The sequence below is a fragment of the Mycobacterium sp. 1482292.6 genome (assembly GCF_001672995.1).
Taxonomy (GTDB): Bacteria; Actinomycetota; Actinomycetes; order Mycobacteriales; family Mycobacteriaceae; genus Mycobacterium; species Mycobacterium europaeum_A.
The window spans coordinates 1-15,551 of record NZ_LZKV01000153.1 but is presented as its reverse complement, the minus strand read 5'-3'; the positions used below and the strand labels follow the sequence as shown (position 1 = coordinate 15,551).

General features: G+C 68.3%; 17 protein-coding genes and 1 pseudogene. 11 read left to right on the top strand and 7 right to left on the bottom strand.

Features of this window, described 5'->3' with window-relative positions:
- A partial coding sequence (locus A5624_RS15190) for a TetR family transcriptional regulator (RefSeq protein ID WP_066867557.1) occupies window positions 1-441 on the top strand: 441 nt, incomplete at its 5' end.
- A 379-nt stretch (window positions 442-820) separates the two neighbouring features.
- Here A5624_RS15190 and A5624_RS15185 read toward each other — a convergent pair.
- Window positions 821-1,315, bottom strand: a complete 495-nt coding sequence (locus A5624_RS15185; protein WP_066867554.1) for a cupin domain-containing protein — start codon at window positions 1,313-1,315, stop codon at window positions 821-823.
- Between the two features lie 29 nt (window positions 1,316-1,344).
- On the opposite strand from A5624_RS15185, the gene A5624_RS15180 reads away from it, so the two are divergent.
- A complete protein-coding gene (locus tag A5624_RS15180; protein ID WP_066867551.1) occupies window positions 1,345-2,043 on the top strand; it encodes a M24 family metallopeptidase in 699 nt (232 codons plus the stop codon).
- Here the strand turns inward: A5624_RS15180 and A5624_RS15175 are convergent.
- The gene (locus A5624_RS15175) at window positions 2,040-2,951 is read right to left on the bottom strand and encodes an SDR family NAD(P)-dependent oxidoreductase (RefSeq protein ID WP_066867548.1); all 912 of its coding nucleotides are present in this window, start codon (window positions 2,949-2,951) and stop codon (window positions 2,040-2,042) included. The two genes, A5624_RS15180 and A5624_RS15175, sit on opposite strands and share 4 nt — an antisense overlap.
- Window positions 2,952-3,054: 103 nt before the next feature.
- On the opposite strand from A5624_RS15175, the gene A5624_RS15170 reads away from it, so the two are divergent.
- The 3 genes from A5624_RS15170 (at window position 3,055) to A5624_RS15160 (ending at window position 6,461) form a co-directional block, all read left to right on the top strand.
- The gene (locus A5624_RS15170; protein WP_066867560.1) at window positions 3,055-3,621 is read left to right on the top strand and encodes a TetR/AcrR family transcriptional regulator; all 567 of its coding nucleotides are present in this window, start codon (window positions 3,055-3,057) and stop codon (window positions 3,619-3,621) included.
- Between the two features lie 221 nt (window positions 3,622-3,842).
- The gene (groL, locus tag A5624_RS15165; protein ID WP_007768358.1) at window positions 3,843-5,468 is read left to right on the top strand and encodes a chaperonin GroEL; all 1,626 of its coding nucleotides are present in this window, start codon (window positions 3,843-3,845) and stop codon (window positions 5,466-5,468) included.
- 168 nt (window positions 5,469-5,636) lie between these two features.
- The gene (locus A5624_RS15160) at window positions 5,637-6,461 is read left to right on the top strand and encodes an SDR family oxidoreductase (RefSeq protein WP_066867545.1); all 825 of its coding nucleotides are present in this window, start codon (window positions 5,637-5,639) and stop codon (window positions 6,459-6,461) included.
- Between the two features lie 110 nt (window positions 6,462-6,571).
- Here A5624_RS15160 and A5624_RS15155 read toward each other — a convergent pair whose 3' ends face one another.
- The 4 genes and pseudogenes from A5624_RS15155 to A5624_RS15140 all read right to left on the bottom strand — a co-directional run bounded on the left by A5624_RS15155 (window position 6,572) and on the right by A5624_RS15140 (window position 9,993).
- Window positions 6,572-7,123, bottom strand: a complete 552-nt coding sequence (locus A5624_RS15155) for a carboxymuconolactone decarboxylase family protein (protein WP_066867542.1) — start codon at window positions 7,121-7,123, stop codon at window positions 6,572-6,574.
- Between the two features lie 14 nt (window positions 7,124-7,137).
- Window positions 7,138-7,536: a hypothetical protein gene (locus A5624_RS15150; protein ID WP_066867539.1), complete on the bottom strand. Its 399-nt coding sequence runs from the start codon at window positions 7,534-7,536 to the stop codon at window positions 7,138-7,140.
- Between the two features lie 54 nt (window positions 7,537-7,590).
- A pseudogene (locus A5624_RS15145) lies at window positions 7,591-8,211 on the bottom strand (PPE family protein); the annotation flags it as partial.
- Window positions 8,212-8,250: 39 nt separating this feature from the next.
- Window positions 8,251-9,993 carry an amidohydrolase family protein gene (locus tag A5624_RS15140; RefSeq protein WP_066867536.1) on the bottom strand — a complete coding sequence of 581 codons (1,743 nt, stop codon included), beginning with the start codon at window positions 9,991-9,993 and terminating at the stop codon, window positions 8,251-8,253.
- Window positions 9,994-10,040: 47 nt separating this feature from the next.
- On the opposite strand from A5624_RS15140, the gene A5624_RS15135 reads away from it, so the two are divergent.
- From A5624_RS15135 to A5624_RS15125, 3 genes are read left to right on the top strand one after another with little or no spacing between them, the layout of a single operon-like run.
- The gene (locus A5624_RS15135; protein WP_066867533.1) at window positions 10,041-10,412 is read left to right on the top strand and encodes a VOC family protein; all 372 of its coding nucleotides are present in this window, start codon (window positions 10,041-10,043) and stop codon (window positions 10,410-10,412) included.
- Window positions 10,413-10,422: 10 nt separating this feature from the next.
- The gene (locus tag A5624_RS15130; RefSeq protein WP_066867530.1) at window positions 10,423-10,941 is read left to right on the top strand and encodes a mycothiol transferase; all 519 of its coding nucleotides are present in this window, start codon (window positions 10,423-10,425) and stop codon (window positions 10,939-10,941) included.
- Window positions 10,942-10,951: 10 nt separating this feature from the next.
- Window positions 10,952-11,806: a hypothetical protein gene (locus A5624_RS15125; protein ID WP_066867527.1), complete on the top strand. Its 855-nt coding sequence runs from the start codon at window positions 10,952-10,954 to the stop codon at window positions 11,804-11,806.
- A 9-nt stretch (window positions 11,807-11,815) separates the two neighbouring features.
- Here A5624_RS15125 and A5624_RS15120 read toward each other — a convergent pair whose 3' ends face one another.
- Window positions 11,816-13,549 carry a cytochrome c biogenesis protein DipZ gene (locus tag A5624_RS15120; protein ID WP_066867525.1) on the bottom strand — a complete coding sequence of 578 codons (1,734 nt, stop codon included), beginning with the start codon at window positions 13,547-13,549 and terminating at the stop codon, window positions 11,816-11,818.
- Between the two features lie 121 nt (window positions 13,550-13,670).
- Between A5624_RS15120 and A5624_RS15115 the strand changes: the two genes are divergently transcribed.
- The 3 genes from A5624_RS15115 to A5624_RS15105 all read left to right on the top strand — a co-directional run.
- A complete protein-coding gene (locus A5624_RS15115; RefSeq protein WP_156749029.1) occupies window positions 13,671-14,357 on the top strand; it encodes a TetR/AcrR family transcriptional regulator in 687 nt (228 codons plus the stop codon).
- A 72-nt stretch (window positions 14,358-14,429) separates the two neighbouring features.
- Window positions 14,430-14,978 carry an MmpS family transport accessory protein gene (locus A5624_RS15110; protein WP_066867520.1) on the top strand — a complete coding sequence of 183 codons (549 nt, stop codon included), beginning with the start codon at window positions 14,430-14,432 and terminating at the stop codon, window positions 14,976-14,978.
- A partial coding sequence (locus A5624_RS15105) for an MMPL family transporter (protein ID WP_156749028.1) occupies window positions 14,975-15,551 on the top strand: 577 nt, incomplete at its 3' end. The genes A5624_RS15110 and A5624_RS15105, both read left to right, overlap by 4 nt.

Here is a 15,551-nt window from a genome sequence, read left to right as displayed (position 1 = left end):
TTCGGGTCCAAGGAGAAGCTGCTCGACGCGGCGACGAACCCGCCGCAGAAGTGGCTCGACGACGTCGCCAAGGTCTGGGTTACGCCGGTCGAACAACTCGGCGCCGCCGTGCTGGAGCTAATGCTGGCCAGCTGGGACGACGAGGAGATCGGGCCGACGTTGCACGCCATCCTGCAGACCGCGGCGCACGAACCGACCACCCGCGAAAAGCTACGACGCGTCGTCGCCGGCAGCCTGATGGGCGTCGCACAGCTCGGGGTCGACGAAGACGAGCGCCTTGTCCGCAGCGGCCTGATCGCGTCGCAGACGATCGGCCTGGCCCTGATGCGCTACGTCTGGAAGATCGAGCCCCTCGCGTCGATGACGAACGAGGAAATGCTCGCGGCGATCACGCCCAACCTGCAGCGCTACGTCGACGGCGACCTGACGGGCGCGACGTAGCGCCGGCCCGGCGTGCGCGGTACGCGGGGCCGCCGTGTCATCGCGGGCGGTGCGAGCGACAGGCGTGCCCGGGCGCGATCGCGCAACCCTCGCCCGCCCCGTTGATAGCCGCTGACCCGGGTGCCGCGTTCGTGTACGGCGACCGGCGCTGGTGGGCGCGGCCGAAAGTCCGGTGTGCTCCGGGGTTTTGGGCGTTTGACGCGCAGGCTGATCATCACCGGGGCGCTCATCGACCAATCGATCCGTTGCCGCATCCAGGCCGCGGCCCGTTTCGACGGCTTCCTCGTTCGCACGGCCACACCCTACGCCCATCGGTCCCGTGGCCGGCGGCGCCATCAGAAACGTTACGGCGGAACAAATTTCGCGCTAATGCAAGGGTTTACTGCACCCAGAAATTATCGTGCCGGATGAACCATTCGCGGCGCTCGTCGTCGGTCATATCCGCCAGGGCCGCAAAGCCTTCGAAGTACGCCTCGCGCGGCGCGCCGGGCGCGAACAGCATCAGAATCGATGCCGGTTCGTTCGCCTCGTTGCGAAAACCGTGGACGCCCCCGGGTGGCACGTAGAGGAAGTCACCCTGGTGACCGTCCGTCCACTCGGTACCGTCGTAGAGCTTCATCGTCCCGGACAGGACGAAGAACGCCTCGGACATGGCGCGGTGAAAATGTGCCGGGGGACCGCCGCCGGCCGGCGCGATGTCGACCCGGTAGAGGCCGTAATCGCCGGCGGTGTCCTGCTGGTTGGCCAGGTAGTGGTACTTGACGCCGGAGGTTTCGTAATCGGGTGGCTGATCGGCCCGCTTGAGCCAGGCGCTGATCTCCGGTTCGTCCTTGGTGTAGCGGGCTGGCGGGTAGGGCGGCACGACGAGGGACATGGTTCCAGTGTGCGCATAGCATCGCCGGTGTGAAGGGATCGAGCGCCGAAGATGTTCGCGTGCAACGGCTGCTGGACGCCGAAGACAAGGCCGGGCAACTGTTCGACGAGATCGAGCGGCGGGCCTTGATCCGGCCCGGGTTGGGGGAAAAGGAACTCTCCGACCAGATCCACGACCTCGCCGGGGAGATGTTCGGGGTGACCCGGCACTGGCACCGGCGGATCGTGCGCGCCGGGGAGAACACGTTGCAGCCGTTCCAGGAACGCCCGCCGGACCGGATGATCGTCGACGACGACATCGTCTTTTTGGACCTGGGGCCGATCTTCGAGGAGTGGGAGGCCGATTTCGGGCGGACGTTCGTGCTCGGTGACGACCCGCACAAGATCGCCCTTCGCGACGCCCTGCCACGGGTGTGGCAGGCCGGCCGCGACCACTTCGCGAGCAACCCCGGGATCACCGGCGCCGAGCTGTTCGACTACGTCGTCGGCGTGGCCCGCGCCGAGGGCTTCGAGTGGGGCAGCCATATCGCGGGCCATCTGATCGGCGAATTTCCGCACAAGAAGATCGCCGGCCGGGGCGTCCAGTGGTACGTCATGCCCGGGTCGAACAAGCCGATGCGCCGCACCGATCCGCGCGGGCGCATCTGTCACTGGATCCTCGAGATCCACCTCGTCGATCGCCCGCGCGGTTTCGGCGGCTTTTACGAGCAGCTGCTCGATCTGGGCTAAACGGCGTACTTCACCCCGGTCAGTTCCTCCGACACCGTCCACAACCGGCGCTGCCGTTCGGCATCGTGCGACTTGACGCTGGATGTCACCACCTTCGGGCTGCCCTGCATCTCGCCGATGCCGTCCGGTCCGAAGTACTGGCCACCAAGCACGCCCGGGTCGGTGCCGGCGCGCAACTGCGGCAGCGCGCCCGCGGCCGCGTCCTGCGAGATCAGGCCGAACACCGGAGTCACGACCCGCTCGACGAGCGGCGGAAGGTTGCGCGTCAGTTCGGTGCGCGAGCCGCCGGGGTGCGCGGCGACGGCGATCGTCGTCCCGTGCGGAGCCAGCCGCCGCTGCAGCTCGTAGGTGAACAGCAGGTTGGCCAGCTTGGCCTGTCCATAGGCGGCGACCCTGTTATAGCTGCGCTCCCACTGCAGGTCGTCGAAGTGGATGTCGGCCAGGATGCGGTGGCCGAGGCTGCTCACCGTCACGACCCGCGAACCGGCCACCGGCAGCAGCCGGTCCAACAGCAGGCCGGTAAGGGCGAAGTGGCCCAGGTGGTTGGTGCCGAACTGCAACTCGAAGCCGTCCTTGGTGGTCGACTTCGGCGTCCACATCACGCCCGCGTTGTTGATCAGCAGGTCGATGCGGTCGTGCGCGGTGCGCAACTGTTCGGCGGCGGACCGCACGGACTGAAGCGACGTCAGGTCCAGCTCCTGAAGCGCGACGTCGGCGTGGGGGCTGTGGGCGGTGATGCGGGCGGCCGCGTCCTTGCCCTTGTCCAGGTTGCGCACGGCCAGCACCACGTGGGCGCCGCGGTCGGCCAGCGCCAGGGCGGTCTCGTAGCCCAATCCGGTGTTGGCCCCGGTGATGATGGCGACCCGTCCGGTCTGGTCGGGAATGTCCTTGGTGGTCCACTTGGCCATGAGAGGCTCCTTGAACTTGTAGAGTAAACGGGGCGGGCGCTCCGGTTGAATCCGACTATACGGAACGCACGCCCCGGTTTGTCAATTGATGGATGGTGAACAGATGGCACGGCCCGAACGCCGGTTGCGCGCCGATGCGGCGCGCAACCGCGCGCGCGTGCTCGAAGTCGCCTACGACACCTTCGCGGCCGAGGGCCTTTCGGTACCCATCGACGAGATCGCGCGCCGCGCCGGCGTCGGGGCCGGCACCGTCTACCGGCACTTCCCAACCAAGGAAGCGCTGTTCCAGGCGGTCATCGAGGACCGGATGCAGCGACTGGTCGACGACGGGCGGGCCCTGCTGGACACCGTCGGACCCGGCGAGGCGCTCTTCGCCCTGCTGCGTTCGATGGTGCTGCACTGGGGCGCGGCGGATCGCGGCCTGGTCGACGCGCTGGCCGGATTCGGGATCGACATCGCCAGCGCGGCGCCCGACGCCGAGGACGCGTTCCTGGCCATGCTCGACGAACTGCTGCGGGCCGCGCAGCGGGCGGGCACCGCACGCCAGGACATCGGCGTGCGTGAAGTGAAGGCGATCATGGTCGGGTGCCAGGCGATGGAGGCCTACAACTCGGCGTTGGCCGAGCGGGTTACCGACGTCGTCGTGGACGGTTTACGCGCTGGGCGATAGCGCTGACCACTTCTTGCACTCGCCATGGGCGAGTGCTAAGAATGACGTTGGCACTCGCGCCCAGCGAGTGCTAGGTCGGGACGGTGAGGCCAGGGCCGCGATAAGCGGAAGACACCTAGCCGTCCGTCGCGGGCACTGCACCCGGCCACAGCGTTGATGGGGCGACCCGACAAGCGGTCGCCCTGAGTGTCACCCCATAGTTTCGGAGGAATCACTTCGCAATGGCCAAGACAATTGCGTACGACGAGGAGGCCCGTCGCGGCCTCGAGCGGGGGCTGAACGCCCTCGCCGACGCGGTAAAGGTGACGTTGGGTCCCAAGGGCCGCAACGTCGTCCTGGAGAAGAAGTGGGGCGCCCCCACGATCACCAACGATGGGGTTTCCATCGCCAAGGAGATCGAGCTGGAGGACCCCTACGAGAAGATCGGCGCCGAGCTGGTCAAGGAAGTCGCCAAGAAGACCGACGACGTCGCCGGTGACGGCACGACAACGGCCACGGTGCTGGCCCAGGCGTTGGTCCGCGAGGGCCTGCGCAACGTTGCGGCCGGTGCCAACCCGCTGGGTCTGAAGCGCGGCATCGAGAAGGCCGTCGAGAAGGTCACCGAGACCCTGCTCAAGTCGGCCAAAGAGGTCGAGACCAAGGACCAGATCGCTGCCACCGCGGCCATCTCCGCGGGCGACCAGTCGATCGGCGACCTGATCGCCGAGGCGATGGACAAGGTCGGCAACGAGGGCGTCATCACCGTCGAGGAGTCCAACACCTTCGGCCTGCAGCTCGAGCTCACCGAGGGCATGCGGTTCGACAAGGGCTACATCTCGGGCTACTTCGTCACCGACGCCGAGCGTCAGGAAGCCGTCCTCGAGGACCCCTTCATCCTGCTCGTCAGCTCCAAGGTTTCGACCGTCAAGGACCTGCTGCCCCTGCTGGAGAAGGTCATCCAGGCCGGCAAGCCGCTGCTGATCATCGCCGAGGACGTCGAGGGCGAGGCGCTGAGCACCCTGGTCGTCAACAAGATCCGCGGCACCTTCAAGTCGGTGGCCGTCAAGGCTCCCGGCTTCGGTGACCGCCGCAAGGCGATGCTGCAGGACATGGCCATCCTCACCGGTGGTCAGGTCATCAGCGAAGAGGTCGGCCTGTCGCTGGAGAGCGCCGACGTCGCCCTGCTGGGTAAGGCCCGCAAGGTCGTCGTCACCAAGGACGAGACCACCATCGTCGAGGGCGCCGGTGACTCCGACGCCATCGCCGGCCGGGTGGCCCAGATCCGCAGCGAGATCGAGAACAGCGACTCCGACTACGACCGCGAGAAGCTGCAGGAGCGCCTGGCCAAGCTGGCCGGCGGTGTTGCGGTGATCAAGGCCGGAGCCGCGACCGAGGTCGAGCTCAAGGAGCGCAAGCACCGCATCGAGGACGCCGTCCGCAACGCCAAGGCCGCCGTCGAGGAGGGCATCGTCGCCGGTGGTGGCGTGGCCCTGCTGCACGCGACCCCGTCGCTGGACGAGCTGAAGCTCACCGGTGACGAGGCGACCGGCGCCAACATCGTCCGCGTGGCGCTCGAGGCTCCGCTGAAGCAGATCGCCTTCAACGGTGGTTTGGAGCCCGGCGTCGTGGCCGAGAAGGTCCGCAACTCGCCCGCCGGTACCGGCCTGAACGCCGCGACCGGTGAGTACGAGGACCTGCTCAAGGCCGGCGTTGCCGACCCGGTGAAGGTGACCCGTTCGGCGCTGCAGAACGCGGCGTCCATCGCGGGCCTGTTCCTCACCACCGAGGCCGTCGTCGCCGACAAGCCGGAGAAGGCGGCCGCACCCGCGGGCGACCCGACCGGTGGCATGGGCGGCATGGACTTCTAAGTCCGACGACTCAAGCACGGGAAAGCCCGGCCCCCACAAGGGACCGGGCTTTTTCGTGTCTACGGGACGTCTCGACACCCGGGCGTCGCTCCGCGAGTGTGAAGTTAGCCGCACATTCGACGCCGAGCGTGCGGCCAGCTTCACGTTCGGCGCCCGTAGTGTGAACGTGTGGCCCTTCCGACTCCCTCCCCCGAAAGCACCGCCGTCGTCACCGGCGCGTCGTCGGGCATCGGCGCCGACATCGCCCGCGAACTGGCCGACCGCGGCCACGGCGTGACACTGGTCGCCCGCCGGGAGGATCGGCTGCGCGAGCTGGCCGACGAACTCGCCGGCCGGGTACGCGTCGAGGTGATCGCCTGCGACGTCGCCGATTCCGCCGCGCGCGCCGGCCTTCTCGACGAGGTCGGCCGCCGCGGCCTGACCGTCGACATCCTGGTCAACAACGCCGGCATCGGGACCATGGGGTCGGTGACCAAGACGCCCGTCGACGCCGAGATCGCCCAGGTACGGGTCAACGTCGAGGCCGTCATCGACCTGAGCACCCGCGCGGTCCAGCAGATGGTGCCGCGCGGCCGTGGCGCGATCCTCAACATCGGATCCACCGCGGGCTACCAACCGTTTCCGGGGCAGATCGGGTACGCGGCCACCAAGGCGTTCGTCAACAACTACACCCAGGGGCTGCGCGGTGAACTCGCCGGCACCGGCGTCACCGTCGCGCTGCTGTGCCCGGGGCCGGTGCACACCGAGTTCGTGAAGAGCGCCGGCATGGACGAGCGGGAGTTCGCCGATGCGTTCCCGAAGTTCATGTGGAAGCCGTCGCGTGAGGTGGCGCGCGCCGGAGTCGACGCGCTCGACCACGACCGCGGAACGGTGATCCCGGGCTTGCCGAGCCAGATCAGCACCCGCCTGTTTCAGTTCATGCCGCGGCGGGTGTTGTTGCCGCTGTTGCGGAATCAGCATCCGAGCCTGCGGCGGGACGGCTCAGCGGGCTAGCGGCGATCGCGAGCGCGGCGGAGCCGGGGGAAGCCGGGTCGCCGCCATCGGAATCAGCGGCGATCGCGAGCGCGGCGGAGCCGGGGGAAGCCGGGTCGCCGCCATCCGACTCAGGGCCAGGGCCGCATCCAGCCCTCCACCGGCAGCGCGAGCGCGTTGCACAGCGTGCAGATCGTCCGATACCAGCCGACGGCCGTGAGCAATTCGATGCGCTGCTCGTCGTCGAGGTCGCGGCCCAGCGCGGTCCACGTCGCCTCCGACCACGAGCCGGTGCGCTCGAGCTCGTCCACCGCCTCGATCAGCGTGCGCTCCGCAACGCTCCACCGCGGGTCGTCCGGGCCGCCGGTGACCAGCGCGTCGCACTCGTCGTCGCTGACACCGGCGATCGGGCCCCAGAACGCCGCCTGCCCACCCCACTCGTATGCGCAGCCGACCAGCGCGCAGGTCCGCAGAATGGCGATGGTCCGCGTGCGACCCGGCAAAAGCGCTGCGACATAAAGGGATTCGCCGAGCTTGCGCAGCCGGGCGGCCAGCGTCGGATGGCGCTGCAGGCAACGCACCAAAAGCAGCGGCTCGTACGTGCGGTCGGGGTGACCCCAGCTGTTGATGCCAGTGGCATCTTCTTCGCTCCACGGCGGAGCGAGCGGTGCGACGCGGCTCACGGATGAGACTGTAGCTAGGTCGATGGCAGCGAGAAGACCACGCAGTCGTGCAGGCAGCCCTTGGCCGCGTCCGCCGACTCGGCGTCGCGGTGCAGCAGCGCGCGGGTGGGAACCACGGCCAGGCGGGCGGTCTGTTCGCCGGCGTCGGTCACCTCGGCGCTGCCATCGACGATCAGCGAGTAGCCGCCCGGCTCGGCGGGCGGCCACAACAGGGTGACGTCGGCCCGCTGGGCGAGGTTGTTGCGGGTCCGGCCGCCGATGAGTCCGACGTCCAGAGTGGCCCCATCGAGCCGCGGCTCGACCGTCACGGTGTGCACTCGGTAGTCGTCGTCGACCGTGATCAGGTACGCGTAGGGGTAGTCGACCAGCGCATCGGCCAGCGCCTCGAGGTCGACCTTCTTCTTGGTGCGCATGATCTTCCAGGATAGGCGCGGGGTGCCGCGCTACTGCGGCGCCGAGGGCCGCAGAAATCCGGCGATGCGCGAGGTGTAGCCGCGGGCGACGGCACCGGAGCTGGCCGGGCGCGTGACGGCGGTGCTGGTGTTGGAGAAGCCGAGGTTCTGCAACACCTGATTCCAGGGTGGCAGCTTGGCCACGGCCGCCGACGCGTCGGCGTGGTAACCGAACATCGCCGCGACGTCTGAAGCCCACATCTGCTCGTAGGCGGCCTCGATGTCGGCGATGGCCGCGGTGTTCTGACCCAGGTGGTTGTTTGCCGCCAACGCGCGCACCAGGGCGCGGTTGGCTGCGACGACGGCCGGCTGCACGGTGGCCGCCAGCGCCACCTCGAACGCCGTCGCGATGGCCGAGGCCTGGTGTGACACCTCTTCGGCCTGCGCGGCCGCCGCGGACAGCCAGCTCACGTATTGGCTGGCGACCGACATCATGGCCGTCGACGACGCGCCCTGCCATGACCCGCTGGCGAGATCTGACGTCACCGAAGAAAATGACGATGCCGACGATGCCAACTCCCCGGCCAGCCCGTCCCACGCCGCCGCGGCAGCAAGCAGCGGCCCGGGACCTGGACCGGAGAAAATTAGTGCCGAGTTGACTTCTGGCGGCAACCACGCAAAATGCGGGTTCGTCACGGAACCCAACTTAGCTGGTATATGCCACTTTTGGTGGCGTTATCGCGAGGCTACGGGGACGGGCTGGCGCCCACGGACCAACCTGCCTGGGCGGGCATCGGTGGGAACGCCGTTTTCGGCGATCACTTCCCCGGCCACGATCGTGGCGACATACCCCTCGGCGGTCTGGTCCAGGCGCCGCCCCCCGGCGGGCAGGTCGTAGCTGATCACCGGCTTGTGCAGCCGCAGGGCGGCGTGGTCGATGACGTTGAGATCGGCCTTGTAGCCCACCGCGATTCGGCCGCGATCACCCAGACCGGCGACGCGGGCCGGCACCGACGTGAGCTCGCGAACCGCCTCGGGCACCGTGAACCGCCCGGCCTTGCGGTCGCGTGCCCAGTGCGTCAGGAAGTAGGTGGAGTAGCTGGCGTCACAGATCATCCCGTAGTGCGCCCCGCCGTCGCCGAGACCAAGCACCACGTCGTCGCGGTGCAGCAGTTCGCCGACCGTGTCCAGCGAGTTGTTCTGCAGGTTGCTGGTCGCGACCAACAGCATGGCCCGGCCGTCGTCGTCGAGCAGCCGGTCGTAGGCCTCCTCCATCGGGTCCACGCCGCGGGCGCGGGCGCGGGCGCCGATGCTGGTGGACGGGTCGGGCTCGTAGTCGGGGGTGTCGCCCAGCGGGAAGATCCAGTCCCACATCTGTGCCACGTACAGAATCGGGTGCCCCTGGCCGGGCTTGTCGGCCAGGATGCGGGCGCGGACCTCGGGCTTGCGCATCTCGGCGACCCGCTCGGCCAGCGGCAGGTGCGCGATCTCGCGGTAGCTGGGGTAGAGCACGAACGGGTTGGCCGTCAGCTGCAGGCCGATGATCAAGCCGATCGGGCGGGGCAGCAGCTGCGCCGTGACTCGGACCTCGCCGCCGTCGGCGGCGCTATTCGCCTTCTCGATCATCGTGATGGCGTCCGGCCAGGACGGGTCGCCGGAGTTGGCGACGACGAGGGTGAAGGTGACCGGCAGCCCGACGTCCTCGGCGACGTCGAACACCGTCTGCAACACCGGCTGATAGCCGCCCGACGGGATGTCCGGGACGAACTGCAGCAGCCCGCCGCCGCCGTCCACGACACCGCGGGCGATCTCCTCGATCTCCTCGCGGGCGGCCTCGTAACTCGGTATGGGCGAACCGCTTTCGGTCTTGTGGATGGTCAACCGCGACGACGCGAAGCCAAGCGCGCCGACCTCGATCGCCTCCTTGGCCAGCTCCCGCATCTTGGCCAGGTCGTCTGCGGTGGCCGGCTCGCGGTCGGCCCCGCGCTGGCCCATCACGTACACCCGCAGCGGCGAGTGCGGCAGATACGCCGCCACGTCGATGTCCCGCCTGCCCGACTCGAGCGCGTCCAGGTATTCGGGGAAGGTCTCCCACGTCCACGGCAGGCCGTCGGTCATGACGACGCCGGGAATGTCTTCCACACCGGCCATGACGTCGACGAGCACGTCGTGGTCCTCTTGGCGGCAGGGCGCGAAGCCCACCCCGCAGTTGCCCATCACCACCGTCGTCACGCCGTGCGCGGAGGACGGGGTCAGGCGTTCCGACCAGATGGACTGGCCGTCGTAGTGGGTGTGCAGGTCGACGAAGCCGGGCGTGACCAGCAGGCCGGTGGCGTCGATCTCGCGCGCCGCGGCCTCGCCGTTGACGTTGCCGACGGCCGCGATGACGCCGTCGCGCACCGCCACGTCGCCGACGTACGGCTCACCGCCCAGCCCGTCGACGATGGTGCCGTTGCGGATGATGAGGTCGTAAGTCATCCAAACAATCTACGACCGTTGCGGTGGCTCGTGCCAGGATCATCCCCGTGATCGATCACGTGGGAATCAACTGCGCCGACTACGCCAAATCTCAGCGGTTTTACGACGCGGTGCTGGGCACGCTGGGGTTCTCCCGGCAGCTGGATGTCGGTCGGGCCATCGGGTACGGGCGGGCGGGTAAGCCGACGTTCTGGATCTCGGGCGAGCTCGCCGGACCCAATCGGGAAGTCCACCTCGCCTTCGAGGCGGCCGACGAGCACGCGGTGCGCGCCTTCTACGAGGTGGCCGTCGAGTTGGGCGCCGAGCCGCTCCACGCGCCGCGGCTCTGGCCGGAATACCACCCCGGATACTTCGGGGCCTTCGTGCGCGATCCCGACGGCAACAACGTCGAAGCGGTCTTCCACGGGATCCTCCCGTAGTGTCGCGAACATGGCCCGCACCGACGATGCCGCCGTTTTGCAAGAGCTCCTGCGCGACGCGTTCACCCGGCTGATCGAACACGTCGACGAGATCACCGAGGGGCTGACCGACGAGGTGTCCGGCTACCGGCCGGCCCCGCGCGCCAACAGCATCGCTTGGCTGTTGTGGCACAGCGCGCGCATTCAGGACCTTCAGCTCGCCGACGTCGCCGGCGTGGAGCAGGTGTGGTTCCGCGACGGCTGGGTGGACCGGTTCGGACTGGACCTGCCGCGCAACGACACCGGCTACGGACACGGGCCCGACGACGTGGCCAAGGTGAAGGCGCCCGCGGACCTGCTCTCCGGCTACTACCACGCGGTGCACAAGTTCACCCTCGAGTACGTCGCCGGCGTGAGCGCGCAGGAGCTGGCCCGCGTCGTGGACACCAACTGGGATCCGCCGGTGACGGCCAGCGCGCGGTTGGTGAGCATCATCGACGACTGCGCCCAGCACCTGGGGCAGGCCGCCTACGTGCGGGGGATTGCGTAGATTCGCAGGCGTGCGATTCGCGGCGACCGTGCTGTTGTGGCTCATGACCACGCTCGCGTTGGCAATCGCGATCCCCGCGGCGTGGACGCAGCTGCACGTCGTTGACGCCGACGGCTACGCCGCGCTGGCGCGGCGCGCGGCGACCGACCCGGGCCTGCAGTCCGCCATGGCGGACGAATTAACCTCTCGGGCAACGACTCTCGCCGTCGAGCATGGCGGGGGCCGCTATCCGCTCGACACTTCCGAGGTGCGCCAGGCGGCTGGCGACTTCACCGCCGGCCCGGCATTCCCGCCGCTGTTCGCCCAGGCGAACCGTTCGGTGCACGGCTGGCTGTTCAGCGACCCGGCGACCGCCGAGAACGGCAACCAGTGGGCGGTCGACGTGGCGCCGATGCTCAAGGATCCCTCGATTCAGCCGCTGCTGAGCCGCCACAACGTGACGGTCCCCGCGAAACTAACTGTCCCACTTACTGTTTCGGTGCCAAAATCGATGCGGCAGGGGCGGCTGAGTCCGCTGGCCACCTGGGGCCCGTGGGTGAGCGTCGGTGCGGCGGCGCTGTGCGGTGTCTGCGCGGTGCTCACGCTGGCCACCGCACGCCGCCGCGGCAAGGCGCTGAGCAGCCTGGGCGTCTCGGCACTGCTCGTCGGCGCGGGCGGATGGGCCGGCATTGACGTCGCCGGCCGTTACCTCAACGGCGCGCTCAACCACACCACCGGCAACGTCCGGGTGGTGGCAGAGGTGATGGTCGGGCACGCCGAAGCCGGGATGCACCAATGGCTCAACGTCACGCTGTTCGCCGGCGCCGCCCTGGTCGCGCTCGGCGTGATCGTTGCCATGCTGGGCGGCCTCGCCAAGAAGTCGTGAGCGCGCAGGTTAGCCGAACGTGAACGAAAACACCTGCAGGCCCTTGCTGACTTGCATGTCCAGCTGATCGCGATGCGCGGCGTCGTCGGCGACGATCCGGTGCAACGTGGGCGCTCCGCCGATCGATGTCGTGGTGGTCTTGCCGTCCCGGGTCACGGTGACGGTGCCGGTCCCACCGACGACGGCGTAGACGTCCTTGGCGGTGTAGTTCAATCGGACGGCCGAGTCGTCGCCGTCGGCGGTGGCCCCCTGGTCGTCCAGCGTCCACCGGCCGCGCAGGGCGAACTTGTCGTCGGCCAGGTTCGGCGGGTAGCTCAGCGTTGCGGCGCCCTGCTTGTAATCCCCGGTGCCGCCGTAGTTTCCGGACTTACTGACACCCAGGTAGGTCTCGGGTGTGAGCCTGGTCTGCGGAGTCATGTCGGCGGAATGGGACGGTTCCGGCAACCGGGCGCCGGGATGGGCGTCGACCAGTAGCGTGCGGATCAGCTTTTCGGTGCCGTCGTAGTCGCCCTCGCCGAATTGGGTATGCCGCACTTGCCCGTTCGCGTCGATCAGATACTCGGCGGGCCAGTACAGGTTTGCGAAGTTGTTCCACGTCGCGTAGTCGTTGTCCAGCGCGATGGGATAGGTGATGTGCAGGTCGGCGGCGCCGCTGGCCACATTGGCCGGCACCCGCTCGAAGGCGTACTCGGGGGTGTGCACCCCGATGACGAGGAGTCCGTTGTCGCGATACCGGTTGTACCAATCGATCACATGCGGGATGGCGCGCTGGCAGTTGATGCACGAGTAGGCCCAGAAGTCGATCAGGATCACCTTCCCGCGCACCGCTGCGGGGTCCAGCGGTTTGCCGTCCGGGGTGTTGAGCCACCCGGTGACGCCGGTGAGCGCGGGGGCCGGTCCGCATTGCTGTAGGTCGGCGGAGCCGTTGGAGCAGTCGCTCAGCGCGCCGTCGATGGTGGTGCCGGGCCGGCTCAGCTGCAGCCCGCCCTGAGTTGACCGCTGCGCGGGGGCGGGGCCCAGGCTGCGCTCGATGTCGTTGGCGCCCAACCTGTTCTGCATTGCCGTCGTGTAGTCGGGCACGGCGCGCTGCAGCATCGCCGGCAGGTTGAACACCAACGCCACGGCCAGCACGATCATCGCTACCCCGCCGGCGACCTGAATCGCGCGTTGCCGGCGGCGGAACGCGGCCACGCGTTCGGCGACGCGGCGCCCGGCCAGTGCGAAGGCCAGTAACGGCAACGCGTTGCCGATGGCGAATGTCGCCGTCAGCACCAGCGCACCGGGGCCGATCGACGAGGTGCCGCCGGCCACCACAATGGCGGCCAGCACCGGGCCCGCGCACGGTACATACAGGGCGCCCAGCGCCAGGCCCAGCCCGAAACCGTCTGCGCCAGAGCCGATTTGGCGTTGCGGAAAGTATGCGAACGGGCGCTCGAGCAGGTGCTGCACGGGCGGGAAGATCAGCCCCACGCCGATCAACACCAGCACCACCAAGGCGGCCCAGCGGATCGCGTCCTGCGGCAGGTGCAGCGCCGTCAGCAGTGCGGAACCGATCAACGTGGCCAGGCTGAAGCTGCATACCAGGCCGGCGATCACCAGGTACGGGCGCGCCGCGGAACTCACGCCGCGGGCGCGCCCGCTGTCCATGCCGGACAGGAGCACGACGGGAAGCACCGGCAGGATGCACGGCGAGATACCGGTGATCAGGCCGCCGAGGAACCCGATCAGGGCGATGGTCTGCACGGGCTAGTCGCAGGCGCGCGAGGGACGCCGGGTGATGAGCATGGCTACACCTTTACCTGTTTGGCGCCCGGGCTGTGACGCGTTGCAAATCACATGACGTGCGTTATGCAAATCACACAACGTGCGTTACGCTCGGCCGGTGGCGCAACTAACATTCCAGCGCGCCCGCACCGAGGAAAAGAAGCGCCAACGTGCGGAGGCCCTCGTGGAAGCCGCACGGTCGCTGGCGATGGAAACCGGCGTCACGTCGGTCACCCTGACCGCGGTCGCCAGCCGTGCCGGAATTCACTATTCGGCGGTGCGTCGCTACTTCACCTCGCACAAGGAAGTTCTGCTGCACCTGTCCGCCGAGGGCTGGGTGCGATGGTCAAACATCGTGTCCGAGAAACTGGCCAAGCCCGGCGCGAAGTCGCCCTCGCGCATCGCCGAGACGCTGGCCGACGCCCTGGCCGACGACCCGCTGTTCTGTGACCTGCTGGCCAACCTGCACCTGCACCTCGAACACGAGGTGGACGCCGAACGGGTCATCGAGGTCAAGCGCATCAGTACCGCCGCCACGCTCTCGCTCGCCGATTCCATCGAGAGCGCGCTGCCCGAACTCGGGCGATCGGGGTCGCTCGACATCCTGCTGGCCGCGTACTCGTTGGCGGCCACGCTGTGGCAGGTCGCGAACCCGCCGGAACGGCTTACCGACGCCTACGCCGAGGAGCCGGAAGTGGTTCCCCCCGAATGGAATCTGGACTTCGCGTCCGCGCTGACCCGACTGCTGACGGCTACGTGCGTCGGGCTCATCTCGGGATCGCAATGAACGCAGAGAGGAGGCCGGGGGGCTGTGGCTTGGCGAACTACAACCGGTGAACGGGAAGGACTTGGAGCGTCCATGACGACGACTGAGCCAAGGACCGAGCCGCTGCAGAAGCAGGGCTCCGCCGATAGGGAGGGCGAAATGGCCGCTCCGCAGCGCCCTAGGAAAAAGGGGTTCTTCGCGCGTTTCTGGCTGGTGCTCACGATCGCGGCTGTCGTCGCGCTGTCGGGATTCGTCGTATACCGACTGCACGGCGTCTTCGGCGTTCACCGCGGTTCGTTCGGTGGCGGCACCTCGGGCGAGGTCCTCGACGAGTTCAACGCCAAGACGATCACGCTCCAGGTCTGGGGTCCGCCGGGCAGCACGGCAACCATCAACTATCTCGACGAAAACTCCCACCCCCAGCAGGCCCTCAACGTGCCCTTGCCTTGGAGCAAAGTATTGAGTTCGACGAAGCCCGGGATCCCGGCAAACCTGGTGGCGCAAGGAGACGGCAGCTGGATCGCCTGCCAGTTCGTGGTGAACAAGCACGACGGGAGTGGTGACGTCATCAAGACTCCGAATCGCTCAGATCCCAACCAAACCGTGAACGCCTTCGTCTATTGCCTGGACAAATCCGCATGAGCGAACCAGCCGCGGTTCCGCCGCGCGTCGACCAGCCGCTGATCCCGCCGTTCCTGCCGCGGATGATCCACCGGCTGGCGCTGCCGATCGTCCTGGTGTGGTTGGGCATCGTGTTCGTCACCAACACCGTGGCCCCGCAGCTGGAGGTCGTCGCCAAAACCCACTCGGTGTCGATGAGTCCCACCGACGCGGCGTCCTTTCAGTCGATGATGAAGGTCGGATCGACGTTCAAAGAGTTCAACTCCGACAACTCGGCCATGATCCTGCTGGAGGGCGACAAGCCACTCGGGGCCGAAGCGCACCGCTACTACGACGAGATCGTCAGGCGCGTCGAGCAAGACAAGAAGCACGTTCAGCACGTCCAGGATTTCTGGAGTGATCCGCTGACGGCGGCGGGTTCCCAGAGCCACGATCAAAAGGCCGCGTACGTCCAGGTTTACCTCGCCGGCAACATGGGCGGCGGGCTGGCGAACGAGTCCGCCGCGGCCGTCCGCAAGATCGTGGACTCGGTGCCCGCGCCGCCGGGAATCAAGGCCTACGTCACCGGCGCGGGCCCGCTGTTCGCCGATCAGT